We start from the raw sequence: 12,195 nt of genomic DNA on the forward strand, positions 1-12,195 counted from the left end.
ATTCAACCTTTGAAAGATTTACTCGCTACCCGCCGCCATTTCTTTATTATCTAATTCGATTTCTTTTTCTTGTTTGTAAATCACCAAGGGTTTTGCTCCCTTGCTGACGGTGCTTGCTTCAATAACAATTTTATTTACGTTCTGCATAGAAGGCAATTCATACATCGTATCCAATAAAACACTTTCCAAGATCGCACGTAAGCCTCTTGCGCCTGTTTTGCGATCCAAAGCTTTTCTTGCCACCATTTGTAAAGCATCTTCGCGGAATTCTAGATCGACGTTATCCATTTTAAATAATTTGAGATATTGTTTGATCAAAGCATTCTTAGGTTCCTTTAAGATTTGAATCAACATTTTTTCATCAAGTTCTTCTAACGTTGCAATAACAGGTAGACGGCCTATTAGCTCGGGTATAATCCCATACTTAATTAAATCTTCTGACTCAAGCCGATTTAACAAGGTTGTTAAACTTCTTTTATCCCCTTTACTGCGCACATCAGCAGAGAATCCAATCCCAGTTTTCTCGGTACGTTCACGAATAATTTTTTCTAACCCTGAGAAAGTTCCTCCGCAAATAAACAGAATATTAGTGGTATCTATTTGTACTGTCTCTTGATTAGGGTGTTTACGTCCCCCTTGCAGAGGCACGGAAGCAACGGTACCTTCAAGTAATTTGAGTAACCCTTGCTGAACACCTTCACCTGAAACATCTCGAGTAATAGAAGGGTTTTCAGCGCGGCGACTGATTTTATCAATTTCATCGATATAGATAATTCCTAACTGCGCCTTTTCAATGTTTCCATTAGCAGCTTGTAATAATTTTTGTAAGATATTTTCTACGTCATCACCTACATAACCCGCTTCGGTTAAGGTTGTTGCATCTGCAATAGCAAAAGGTAAGTTAAAAAAGCGTGCTAAAGTTTTTGCTAATAAAGTTTTACCACTCCCGGTGGGACCTATAAGTAGCACATTACTCTTACTAAGTTCCGTATCATCTTTGACATTCAGCGGATGAAGACGAGCTTTTTTAATTAATTCTAGACGCTTATAATGGTTGTAAGCAGCTACAGATAATATTTTTTTGGCAAATTCTTGGCCTATAACAAACTCGTTAAATACATCATGAATCTCTGCAGGCTTAGGAATCGACATACCACCTTCCTGGCGCGGAACTTCCTGTTGAAACTCTTCTTGCAAAATATCACTACATAGTTGCACGCATTCATTACAAATAAAAATAGAAGGCCCTGCAATTAACTTTGGCACTTCATCCTGACTTTTACCGCAAAATGAACAGTGTAGAGGCCCCGAGGTTTTATCGTTTATGGAACTACTCATATTTATTACCTCAACAAACTATTATTCATATTGATATTTAAACAAAATTTTAAAACCTCTTGAATAAGACCTACTTAATCAACTGATGAAGTAGCTAAAGATTCTTTGGTTTTCCCAGTTTCTGTACGCATTGTTAAAACTGCGTCGATTAAGCCATAATCTATGGCTTGTTGCGCTCCCATGAAATTATCACGATCAGTATCGCGTAAAATCTGTTCCGTATTTTTTCCTGTATGTTTAGCCATTATATTGTTAATTCTTTCTCTAACTAACAACATTTCACGAGTATGGATTTCAATATCCGTTGCTTGTCCTTGATAACCGCCTAATGGTTGGTGAATCATCATTCGTGCATGGGGCAAACAATGGCGTTTTCCTTTCGTCCCACCGCAAAGTAACAAAGCTGCTGCGCTGGCCGCTTGGCCGATACACATCGTACTCACATCGGGCTTGATAAATTGCATGGTATCGTAAATAGCTAGACCAGATGTCACCACGCCCCCCGGTGAATTAATATAAAGTGAAATATCTTTATCAGGATTTTCAGATTCTAAAAAAAGCATTTGCGCGATAATTAAATTAGCCATATGGTCTTCAATCGGACCCACAACAAAGATAATGCGATCCTTTAATAAACGAGAATAAATATCATAAGCCCTTTCTCCGCGGCCGGTTTGCTCAACGACCATAGGGACTAATAATGAATTCGTTATTTCCTTGGGTAAACTGTACATAATTACTCTCTAAAGATAAAAATAAATTTTGGATTGTTGCTAAGGTATAATTTATCTGCTATTTAAAAATAGCTAATAAATTAGCCAACTAAGCCACTACTCCCTCAGTATTGCTTATACGATTTTTCCCTGTGAGATTCATAATATCTGAATACTCAGCTACTTTTTCAGTGTACTCTATTTCTTCTAATAACTTATCAATGACCTGTTCTTCTAAAACCGAAGAACGAATGCTCATCATCATGTTCTTGTCTTTATACAGCTTATCCCGCACCATTTGATCAAATTGAAAAGCTCCCACTAGCTTATCGATATGTTGCTGAACTCGCGATTCGTCAACATGCAGATGATGCTTCTCAATAACTGCATTAAATAATAATCCAAGCGTCACTCGTCGGTGCGCCATATGCTTTAAATCTGTTTTTTCAATTTCTGATAAGCTTGCTTTTTCCTTACCTTGTTGTTCCTGCTGCCTGTTAACATCGTGCTCTAAACGCTGAAACTCTTGATTAAGCGCTCCCTGCGGCAGTTCATTAATAGCGTGCATAGTAACCAATTTATCTATGGCCTGAGCTTTTAATTTTTCACGTAAAATTCTATCTAACTCTATCTGCATATGTTGTTTAACTTGATCTTTCAGTGCCTCGATAGTGCCCTCTTTAATATCCAAACGTTTTGCAAAAGCATTATCTAATTCAGGTAATTTTGCTTTGGCAACCTTTTTTACTTTTATTGTTGCTGAGCTAGCCTGTTCAGATCCTTGCTGTTTCGGGAGTGAAATGGATAAAGTGTCGCCAGCAACGCTAGATAGGAGAGCTGAAAACCCCTCGGGAATCTTATCTTCCTCTAGAACCCATTGTAAATCTTTACGCATTTTCTCTTCTGCATCCGCGAAAACGATATCGAAGCTCACCTGATCGCCATAACCAGCTTTATCAGGCACTTCAATCCATTCAGCATATTGCTTACGCATTTGCTCTAATACTTTATTTATATCTTCTTCGGTTATATCTACTTTATACCTTTCTAGGCTAGCACCTTTTAATGTGGGAACCTCTACTTGCGGATAAATTTCAAAGCTTGCTGTATAAGTAAGATCTGCACCTGGCTCTGCTTTTATGGATTCAATATGGGGCTGTCCTACTGGATTTAAAGTCTCTTGCTCTAAAGCGGTCGATAAACTAATTTGTAAAGACTTTTCGATGACCTCTTGCCATATGCTATTTCCATAGAGCTTCTCAATATGGCTTAGTGGAACTTTTCCGGGTCGGAACCCGTCTAAACGCGTCTTCTTAGCTAATTCAAGAAGATGGAGCTTCTTTCTCTCTTCTAACTGGCTGATGGGTACCATCACATTTAGACGTCGAGTAAAATTATCGACACTCTCTACCGAAACTTGCATTTCATTCATAAATTTTAAGGCTCTTATCGTTGTAAAATCCTAGGGGCCATGCTGGTGCGAAAGGAGAGACTCGAACTCTCAAGGGTTTAAACCCACTGGAACCTAAATCCAGCGCGTCTACCAATTTCGCCACTTTCGCAAAGGTCGTTAATTATACAGTATCTTATCATGAAAAAAATCAATCTTGTGAATTTGTCAGCCAACTAGCTGCTTGCTTGGCAAAATAGGTCAAAATACCATCAGCTCCGGCCCGTTTCATAGCCAGAAGGCACTCCAAAATACTCTCACGCTCATTTAAGTAGCCATGCTCAATAGCTACTTTTTGCATCGCATATTCACCACTTACCTGGTAAACAAAAGTAGGCACGCCAAATTGCTGCTTAATACGGTAAAGAATATCTAAATAGGGCATTCCTGGCTTTACCATGACAATATCTGCTCCTTCAGCAAGGTCCAATGCTACCTCCTGTAGGGCCTCATTACTATTCGCGGGATCCATTTGGTATGTCTTTTTGTTAGCACTTTTTAATTGCCCAGATGTTCCTATTGCATCACGGAAAGGTCCATAAAAATGAGAAGCGTATTTGGCTGAATAGGCAATGATTTGGGTGTTAGGGTAGCCCTGCTCCTCCAAAGCCTTACGGATCCAACCAATTCTACCATCCATCATATCAGAAGGAGCGATAGCATCCACACCGGCTTGTGCATAGCACAGCGCTTGCTTAACCAATATCTCTATCGACTCATCATTTAAAATAGTACCCTCTTTAGATAAAAGCCCGTCATGACCATGCGCTGTATAAGGATCAAGTGCGATATCGGTAATAATTCCCATTTCTGGAAAATTCTTTTTCAATTCTCTTATTGCATGAGGAATTAAGCCCTCCCCATTATAGGCCTCACAAGCGTCCCAGGTTTTATCTTTTACAGGTATCACTGGGAACAAGGCAATAGCTGGTATTCGCAGCTGCTGTAAAACTGCGACTTCATCCAGTAGATAATCTAAGGTAAGCCGCTCTATCCCAGGCATAGCTGCTATCTTCTGTCTCTGATTTTCCCCTGGAAGCAGAAATAGTGGATAAATTAAATCATCGCAACTAAGCCTAGTTTCGCGTATTAAGCGCCGACTAAATTGATTTTCTCTTAAACGACGTAAGCGCGTATGAGGGAACTGGCGCATAGAGTACCTGCCTATTTAAATTATTCTATGTTTTGGAGTACTTTAACTTATAAAACCACTTATTCAAAAATACTTAATGCTGTACTTGTATTGTTGGATTTGTTTTTGTTAGAATCACCGCCTCTACTCACAAGAGTAGTAATCGCATTTAGAGAGCTTCGGAGCTTCCCAGTTATGAAAACATTGATGGCCAAACCCGGCCTTGTTGAACAAAAATGGCTTTTGATTGATGCCTCAGGCAAAACCTTAGGTCACCTAGCAACTAGAATAGCCCGTATTCTGCGCGGAAAGCATAAGCCAGAATTCACTCCTCATGTTGATACTGGGGATTATATCGTTGTTATTAATGCTGAAAAAGTGACTGTAACCGGCACGAAGGCTAAAAATAAACAATATGAGCGCTATACAGGTTATCCTGGCGGGCTAAAATCTATTTCTTTTGAAAAATTGCAAAAAGCTTTTCCTGCTCGAATTATTGAAAAAGCTGTTAAGGGCATGCTACCTAAAAATCCTTTGGGTTATGCCATGATAACTAAACTTAAAGTCTATGCTGGTTCTGCACATCCTCATAGCGCTCAAAATCCTGAACCAACTAGCATTGATAGGTTATAAACTATGGCACTAGAACAGAATTATGGTACAGGTCGCCGTAAAACAGCGACCGCTAGAGTATTCCTTAGAAAAGGCACTGGTATTATCCAAGTAAATGGCCGTACTCTAGAAAATTACTTTGGCCGCGAAACTGCTCAAATGGTTGTTAATCAGCCTCTAGAAGTTGTTGACCAAATGGGCAGATTTGATATCACAGTAACAGTTTCTGGTGGGGGAAGCAGCGGTCAAGCCGGTGCTGTTCGACACGGGATAAGTCGCGCTTTAATAAATTATGACGAATCGACTACTGTCAATACCGATGATACTGCTGGAAATGATGCTTCATTTCGTCGATTATTGCGCCGCGCGGGCTTAGTTACTCGAGATGCAAGAAAAGTTGAACGGAAAAAAGTGGGTCGGCATAAAGCGCGTAAAGGAACTCAATATTCAAAACGATAATCATCATATTATTTATTGAATTATTTTAGATTAGTTATATTTTTTAACGACGAAAAAAATGGAAGAAGATCGTCGCCACTTATTGGCTATTATAATAGCCATCATGGCTGGATTTGGTATAGCCGCTAGCGCTATACCTTTTTTAGCGTCTTTAGAGCCAACTGCCAAAACACTCACACAAGCCTCTGATCCTGTTGAAGTAGATCTAAGTCACCTCGCACCAGGAGAGTCCATGGTGGTTGCTTGGCAGAATAAGCCTGTTTGGATTATCCGGCGAACCCAAGCAATGCTAGATAATCTTCCCAACATTCATTCCTTATTACGCGATCCAGATTCTTTAACGGCACAGCAACCCGATTATGCCCGCAATGAATATCGTTCTCTGAATCCCGAATATTTGATTCTTATTGGTATATGCACTCATTTAGGATGCGCTACTCTATTTAAACCCATGATAGGAGAATTAAGTCGTAAATGGCCTGGAGGACTATATTGTCCTTGTCATGGATCTAAGTTTGATCTCGCTGGACGAGTTATGAAAGGAGTGCCCGCTCCCACTAATCTCAAAATTCCACCTTATCGGTTTACCAATGAACATACCGTAGTGATAGGTGAAAATCCAAGGTTAGTATAAATGCAAAAATCATTATTCAATTGGCTGTCTGAACGTTTGCCAATTAATGAATATATACGCCAACATTTAACAGAATATTATCTACCTAAAAATCTCAATTTTTGGTATTTCTTTGGCTTTTTAAGTCTTTTCACTTTTTTTTTACAAGTCTTGACCGGAATATGGTTAACCCTATTTTACACCCCTACACCTGAAGGGGCATTTAATTCAATTGAAATAATAATGCGAGATGTACCGTACGGATGGTTATTACGATATCTACATTCTAGCGGTGCTTCTGTTTTTTTTATTCTAATTTACGCACATATCTTTCGTAGCCTTTTATATGGATCGTATAAAAAACCTAGGGAACTAGTTTGGTTGTTAGGGGTATGCCTTTATATTATTTTGCTACTAGAGGCATTCCTCGGCTATTTACTCCCCTGGGGACAAACATCCTATTGGGCCAGCCAAATTGGCACTTCCCTGCTAGACTCGATTCCAAAGATTGGGCCAACACTAACACTTTGGATTCGCGGTAATAACGTCGTATCAGGAGAAACTTTACATCGTTTTTTTGCACTCCATGTGATAGCTGTACCTTTATCCCTGATGCTTATAATTCGATTACACCTTGTTGCTTTACATAAAGTTGGCAGTAATAATCCCGAGGGAATTTCTGTACCAGAACCCCGCTTACATAATAAAACTCCTTTTAAAGTCCCTCTTCACCCTTATTATACGATCAAAGAATTACTCGCTTTATTAATTTTTTTGTTTATTTTTTCCATCATCGTATTTTTTTTTCCAGAAATGCATGGGTATTTCCTTGAAATAAACAATTTCATACCAGCAGACCCTCTACTAACTCCTAGCCATATTCAACCACTATGGTATTTAGCGCCTTTTTATAGCGTATTATGTGTTGTCCCTAATAAGTTATTGGGTATTTTAGTTATGGCGGGGGTTCTTTTCATACTATTTTTGTTGCCCTGGCTAGACCGCAATCCAGTTCGATCAATGCGCTACCGAGGAAATTTTTCTCGCTTCGCTTTAGCAGTTTTTACATTAAGTTTTGGCTTACTTAGTTATATCAGTACGACCATACTTACACCCAATAAGATACTGTTCGTACAAATTTTATTACTAATCTATTTTCTTTTTTTTCTCCTCATGCCCTTCTATACAAAATACGAAAAAAACAAACCCCTACCACAATGCATATGTGGAAAATAAGTGCATTTTTCCTATTTATCTTGATATTTTGGTTTACGCTAGCAAATCCTTTTGAAAATAAGCTAGCAAAGTTCTCATCATCTGATATGGCCTCCTTGCAACGCGGAGCAAAATATTTTATGAATTACTGCTCAGGGTGTCATTCGCTACAATATATGAGTTATAATCGACTTGGAATCGATCTGCAAATTGCCGATAAATTCAATTCATCCACCCAACAACAACGACTGAAAGATAATCTTGTTTTTACTCAAGCTAAAACTAGCGATACAATAAAATCAAATTTACAAAAAAAAGAGGGGTCCATATGGTTTGGAAAGCCTCCACCAGACCTTTCTTTGAGTATTCGGGCAAGAAATGCTGATTGGGTGTATAATTACTTACTTAGCTTTTATTTGGATGATACGAGGCCTTTTGGAGTTAACAATAGTTTCATTAAAAACACCGCAATGCCGGATCCATTAGCGATAATACGTATGGATACCCCTATTTATCATAATTTAAAGAATACTAACGATCGGATATCCCTAAAAATTAGTAATCGTGCAATTTACTCTTCTAATAAAGGCGGATCAAAAATCCCTACCTTAGAAGAAGTAGTCATTGATTTAGTTAATTTTTTAGCTTATGTAGCCGACCCTACAAAAAATAACCGTCAATCATTGGGAAAAAAAGTATGCGGATTCTTGTTGGTATTAACTTATTTTGTTTATATTTTAAAAAAGCAAATTTGGGGAAATATAAAAAAATAAACTATTTTCATAAATCATGAAAAATGTTTTAAATTAATTAATATGGAGAACCTTTTATATGGCACAACCTGCCGGTAAACGTTCAACGATGAGTTTATATGCAAATATCAATGACCCCTATAGCCATAGGGTACGTATTGTTTTGGCAGAAAAAGGAATTAGTGCAGAGATTATAGAAGTATCACCTACAGATTTACCTGAAGGATTGTTACAACACAACCCCTATGGCACTGTTCCTACTATTATTGATCGAGATCTCGTCCTTTACGAAACAAATATTATTACCGAATATTTAGATGAGCGCTTTCCTCATCCTCCTTTGTTACCGGTTTATCCGGTAGCTCGCGCTAAAAGTAGACAGATGATCTATAGAATTGAACGGGATTGGTACCCTTTACTACAACAGATTGAAAACGGACTAAATAATGCTAAAGTAACCAAGCCAACAGAATCTATGCATGCCGCTCAAAAAAAATTGGAAGGTAGTTTGGCTAGTCTGGCTCCTATATTTGCTGGCAAGTCATTTTTCTTGAGTGACGAATTTACTTTGGTAGACTGTTGCATGGCACCGTTATTATGGCGTTTACACCGTTTAGATATTAAACTAGCACCTATGCCAAATGCTATCAAAGAATACGAAGAGCGCTTGTTTAAACGCCCCTCATTTAAAACTACTTTAAATGAGGTCGAGTTTGGAGTAAAAATTTAAAATGATGACCTCAAATCGTTCCTATTTATTACGTGCGTTTTATGATTGGATTATCGACAATCAATTAACACCCTATATTCTTCTAGATACTGAATTGCCGCATGTAGAAGTACCAAAACAATGTATAAAAGATGGTAAAATTACTTTAAATATATCCAATGATGCCATATTAAATTTAAAAATAGATACTCAGGCAATACAATTTGAGGCAAGTTTTAATGGTCAATCGATGCTTATTTACGCGCCGATCCAAGCGGTATTAGCCATCTATACACGGGAAAATGGTCAAGGAATGGTATTTACAGAAGAAGAAAGCGGTGACGAGGGTGGAAATCCTACTCCACCTCGGGTTAGACCAGGAACAAAACCCAAACTTTCTATTGTTAAATAGAATGTCATCCTCAATCATAATTGGATGGAGAGAATTCGTATCTCTACCTGAATTGGGTATTCCTCGTTTGAAAACCAAAGTAGATACCGGCGCACGAACCTCAGCTTTACATGCTTGTTGTGTAGAAATTATTGAAAAAACTCCCCATCAAAAGCAAGTAGGTTTTATCATACACCCTCAACCCAAACGCTTCCCTGAAAAATCTATTAAATGCATTGCCGACTTAATTGACATACGTGAAATTACTGACTCTGGTGGTCACAAGGAAAGTCGATGTGTTATTCAAACCTCCATCGTTCTCGGCACCCAATGCTGGCCAATCGAAATTACTTTGACTAGCCGAGATAATATGCGTTTTAGAATGCTATTAGGCCGAACTGCTTTAAAACAACGTTTTCTCGTTGATCCAACACATTCTTATTTATACAGTAAAAAAACTATAATCCCATGAAAATTGCAATTTTGTCTCGTCGTCCAAAACTCTACTCTACGCGCCGTTTAGAAGAAGAAGCTAAGAAAAGAGGACATCAGGTTAAAATTATAGATACGTTGCGATGTTATATGAACATCACAACACAAAACCCATATATACACTACAAAGGAAAAATTCTTGATAAATTCGATGCAATTATTCCAAGAATTGGAGCTTCGATCACCTTTTATGGCGCCGCATTGGTCAGACAATTTGAAATGATGGGTATATTTGTTGCTAATAACTCAATTTCTATTACCAGAGCTCAAGATAAACTCCGTTCTCTACAAATTTTATCTCGAAAAGGAGTGGGTTTACCTATTACCGGATTTGCTTATTCTCCTGATGACATTCAAGATCTAATTAGCATGGTGGGTGGCCCACCTTTAGTCATCAAAATTTTAGAAGGCACACAAGGTATTGGGGTAGTATTAGCAGAGACTCAGCAGGCGGCGATTAGTGTTATTGAGGCTTTTTTAGATTTACAAGCCCATATTATGGTTCAAGAATACATCAAAGAAGCTAAAGCTGCGGATATTCGTTGCTTCGTAGTCAATGGCAAAGTCATTGCTGCTATGGAACGACAAGCAAAACTAGGGGAGTTTCGCTCTAATATCCATCGTGGAGGGACCGTCCGACTTGCTAAATTAACCGCCGAAGAACGGGCAACGGCGGTTCGAGCTGCTAAAGTTATTGGTCTAAATATTGCTGGAGTTGACTTATTACGCTCCAATAGAGGCCCTTTGGTAATGGAAGTGAATTCGTCTCCTGGATTAGAGGGAATAGAAAAAGCCACACAAAAAAATGTTGCTGAAATCATTATTAAATCTATCGAGAAAAGATCCAATAAGCATTAATCATTAATGCGAAGAGCATAGTTGACTCTAGAATGTTGTCATCGTATAAATTAAAGTATGACAACCAATGCATATCCTTTTTCACCCTTGGCAACGCGCTTACGCCCTCAGCATATAGATGAGTTTTTTGGCCAAACTCACTTATTGGGGCCCCGAAAAACTTTGCGCCTAGCCATATTAAACGGCCAATTACATTCGATGATCCTGTGGGGACCTCCTGGAACAGGGAAAACAACTTTAGCTTCTTTAATAGCAAATCATATTCAAGCCAGATTTGTATCTTTATCCGCATTACAATCCGGGGTTAAAGAAATAAGAAAACTTGCTGAGGATACGAAAGCTCAACTCGATCCGAAATCACTCAAAAAGACTATCTGTTTTATAGATGAAATTCATCGCTTCAATAAATCTCAACAAGATTCACTTTTACCTTTTGTTGAATCCGGACTCTTCATATTAATTGGCGCTACGACAGAAAACCCCTCTTTTGAAATAAATAACGCCTTACTCTCACGAACTCGAGTATATGTACTAAAAAAATTAAATACAGAAGAAATTATTCAGATCATTGATCGCGCTTTAAGTAATGTTGAAAATGGATTAGGTGAAAGAAATTTAAGGATGGAAACTTCTGTAAAAAAGCAATTAGCACAAATTGCTGATGGGGATGCACGTCAGGTTTTAAATCTTCTGGAAATTGCAGCAGACTTATCAGAAAATAACCTTATAGACGAGAATATCTTAAAGGTAGTTACTCAAACCAATCTACGTCGTTTTGATAAAGGTGGCGAGATTTTTCATGATCAAATTTCTGCTTTACATAAGTCGGTGCGCGGATCGGATCCTGATGCTGCACTATACTGGCTTGCACGTATGCTCGATGGTGGCTGCGATCCTTTATATATTGCTCGGCGTATACTCCGTATGGCAAGCGAAGATATCGGCAACGCTGATCCACGGGGTTTACAACTAGCCTTAGGAGCATGGGAAGTACAAGAACGTTTAGGTAGCCCTGAAGGAGAACTTGCTTTAGCTCAGGCCATAGTTTATTTGTCCTGTACTGCAAAAAGTAATGCCGTTTATACCGCATTTAATGCGGCTATGAAAGATGCTCAAGAAAAAGGTACGTTAGAAGTCCCCCTACATTTGCGTAATGCCCCAACCCAATTAATGCGTAAATTAGATTATGGAAAAAACTATCGTTACGCCCATGATGAACCTAACGCTTATGCCGATGGAGAACACTACTTTCCTGAAGAATTAAAGGATCGGCAATATTATTTTCCTGTTCCTCGCGGTTTGGAACTTAAAATTGCAGAAAAACTTGCATGTTTAAAAAAATCAGAAAAAATATAAAAAATATTTTTAATTTATGATTAGACCCATTGCATAACCCAGTGATGGGCTTGAGTTCGAGGCAAACGATAGTCGAGGACCGGAGTTTACATGAGCTAATGAGGA

14 protein-coding genes and 1 tRNA gene are annotated in these 12,195 nt (G+C 38.4%); 10 read left to right on the forward strand and 5 right to left on the reverse strand.

Features of this window, described 5'->3' with window-relative positions; all coding sequences use genetic code 11:
• Positions 1-18 precede the first annotated feature (18 nt).
• From clpX to hemB, 5 genes are all read right to left on the reverse strand, one after another.
• On the reverse strand, positions 19-1,338 hold the full coding sequence (gene clpX / locus AAHH40_RS06660; RefSeq protein WP_342219895.1) for an ATP-dependent Clp protease ATP-binding subunit ClpX: 1,320 nt from the start codon (positions 1,336-1,338) through the stop codon (positions 19-21).
• Between the two features lie 74 nt (positions 1,339-1,412).
• A complete protein-coding gene (clpP, locus tag AAHH40_RS06665; RefSeq protein ID WP_342219896.1) occupies positions 1,413-2,072 on the reverse strand; it encodes an ATP-dependent Clp endopeptidase proteolytic subunit ClpP in 660 nt (219 codons plus the stop codon).
• 88 nt (positions 2,073-2,160) lie between these two features.
• On the reverse strand, positions 2,161-3,483 hold the full coding sequence (tig, locus tag AAHH40_RS06670; RefSeq protein ID WP_342219897.1) for a trigger factor: 1,323 nt from the start codon (positions 3,481-3,483) through the stop codon (positions 2,161-2,163).
• A 43-nt stretch (positions 3,484-3,526) separates the two neighbouring features.
• Positions 3,527-3,613 (reverse strand) — tRNA-Leu (locus AAHH40_RS06675).
• Between the two features lie 39 nt (positions 3,614-3,652).
• Positions 3,653-4,654, reverse strand: coding sequence for a porphobilinogen synthase (hemB, locus tag AAHH40_RS06680; protein ID WP_342219898.1), 1,002 nt, complete (start codon positions 4,652-4,654; stop codon positions 3,653-3,655).
• 174 nt (positions 4,655-4,828) lie between these two features.
• Between hemB and rplM the strand changes: the two genes are divergently transcribed.
• From rplM to AAHH40_RS06730, 10 genes are all read left to right on the forward strand, one after another.
• A complete protein-coding gene (gene rplM, locus AAHH40_RS06685) occupies positions 4,829-5,266 on the forward strand; it encodes a 50S ribosomal protein L13 (RefSeq protein ID WP_342220813.1) in 438 nt (145 codons plus the stop codon).
• Positions 5,267-5,269: 3 nt separating this feature from the next.
• The gene (rpsI, locus tag AAHH40_RS06690; RefSeq protein WP_342219899.1) at positions 5,270-5,704 is read left to right on the forward strand and encodes a 30S ribosomal protein S9; all 435 of its coding nucleotides are present in this window, start codon (positions 5,270-5,272) and stop codon (positions 5,702-5,704) included.
• A 58-nt stretch (positions 5,705-5,762) separates the two neighbouring features.
• On the forward strand, positions 5,763-6,338 hold the full coding sequence (petA, locus tag AAHH40_RS06695; protein WP_342219900.1) for a ubiquinol-cytochrome c reductase iron-sulfur subunit: 576 nt from the start codon (positions 5,763-5,765) through the stop codon (positions 6,336-6,338).
• Positions 6,339-7,553, forward strand: coding sequence for a cytochrome bc complex cytochrome b subunit (locus tag AAHH40_RS06700; protein ID WP_342219901.1), 1,215 nt, complete (start codon positions 6,339-6,341; stop codon positions 7,551-7,553).
• Between the two features lie 119 nt (positions 7,554-7,672).
• Complete coding sequence (locus AAHH40_RS06705; RefSeq protein WP_342219902.1) at positions 7,673-8,305, forward strand: cytochrome c1; 633 nt, start codon at positions 7,673-7,675, stop codon at positions 8,303-8,305.
• 58 nt (positions 8,306-8,363) lie between these two features.
• The gene (locus AAHH40_RS06710; RefSeq protein WP_342219903.1) at positions 8,364-9,014 is read left to right on the forward strand and encodes a glutathione S-transferase N-terminal domain-containing protein; all 651 of its coding nucleotides are present in this window, start codon (positions 8,364-8,366) and stop codon (positions 9,012-9,014) included.
• 1 nt (position 9,015) lies between these two features.
• Positions 9,016-9,405: a ClpXP protease specificity-enhancing factor gene (locus AAHH40_RS06715; protein WP_342219904.1), complete on the forward strand. Its 390-nt coding sequence runs from the start codon at positions 9,016-9,018 to the stop codon at positions 9,403-9,405.
• A 1-nt stretch (position 9,406) separates the two neighbouring features.
• Entirely contained in the window at positions 9,407-9,856 is a 450-nt protein-coding gene (locus tag AAHH40_RS06720) for an ATP-dependent zinc protease family protein (protein WP_342219905.1), read from the forward strand.
• Positions 9,853-10,734, forward strand: a complete 882-nt coding sequence (gene rimK, locus AAHH40_RS06725) for a 30S ribosomal protein S6--L-glutamate ligase (protein ID WP_339050218.1) — start codon at positions 9,853-9,855, stop codon at positions 10,732-10,734. The genes AAHH40_RS06720 and rimK overlap by 4 nt, the downstream gene beginning before the upstream one ends.
• Positions 10,735-10,791: 57 nt before the next feature.
• Positions 10,792-12,090, forward strand: coding sequence for a replication-associated recombination protein A (locus AAHH40_RS06730; protein WP_342219906.1), 1,299 nt, complete (start codon positions 10,792-10,794; stop codon positions 12,088-12,090).
• The last annotated feature ends 105 nt before the right edge of the window (positions 12,091-12,195 follow it).

The sequence above is a fragment of the Rickettsiella endosymbiont of Miltochrista miniata genome, from assembly GCF_964031245.1.
GTDB lineage: Bacteria > Pseudomonadota > Gammaproteobacteria > Diplorickettsiales > Diplorickettsiaceae > Aquirickettsiella.

Bases quoted from the DNA above. Each gene is read 5' to 3' on its own strand.
- clpX (WP_342219895.1), bottom strand. From the start codon at position 1,338: ATGAGTAGTTCCATAAACGATAAAACCTCGGGGCCTCTACACTGTTCA.
- AAHH40_RS06710 (WP_342219903.1), top strand. From the start codon at position 8,364: ATGGCACAACCTGCCGGTAAACGTTCAACGATGAGTTTATATGCAAAT.
- AAHH40_RS06730 (WP_342219906.1), top strand. From the start codon at position 10,792: ATGACAACCAATGCATATCCTTTTTCACCCTTGGCAACGCGCTTACGC.
- AAHH40_RS06715 (WP_342219904.1), top strand. From the start codon at position 9,016: ATGATGACCTCAAATCGTTCCTATTTATTACGTGCGTTTTATGATTGG.
- tig (WP_342219897.1), bottom strand. From the start codon at position 3,483: ATGAATGAAATGCAAGTTTCGGTAGAGAGTGTCGATAATTTTACTCGA.
- hemB (WP_342219898.1), bottom strand. From the start codon at position 4,654: ATGCGCCAGTTCCCTCATACGCGCTTACGTCGTTTAAGAGAAAATCAA.
- AAHH40_RS06705 (WP_342219902.1), top strand. From the start codon at position 7,673: ATGAATTACTGCTCAGGGTGTCATTCGCTACAATATATGAGTTATAAT.
- rimK (WP_339050218.1), top strand. From the start codon at position 9,853: ATGAAAATTGCAATTTTGTCTCGTCGTCCAAAACTCTACTCTACGCGC.
- rpsI (WP_342219899.1), top strand. From the start codon at position 5,270: ATGGCACTAGAACAGAATTATGGTACAGGTCGCCGTAAAACAGCGACC.
- AAHH40_RS06720 (WP_342219905.1), top strand. From the start codon at position 9,407: ATGTCATCCTCAATCATAATTGGATGGAGAGAATTCGTATCTCTACCT.
- AAHH40_RS06700 (WP_342219901.1), top strand. From the start codon at position 6,339: ATGCAAAAATCATTATTCAATTGGCTGTCTGAACGTTTGCCAATTAAT.
- clpP (WP_342219896.1), bottom strand. From the start codon at position 2,072: ATGTACAGTTTACCCAAGGAAATAACGAATTCATTATTAGTCCCTATG.
- petA (WP_342219900.1), top strand. From the start codon at position 5,763: ATGGAAGAAGATCGTCGCCACTTATTGGCTATTATAATAGCCATCATG.
- rplM (WP_342220813.1), top strand. From the start codon at position 4,829: ATGAAAACATTGATGGCCAAACCCGGCCTTGTTGAACAAAAATGGCTT.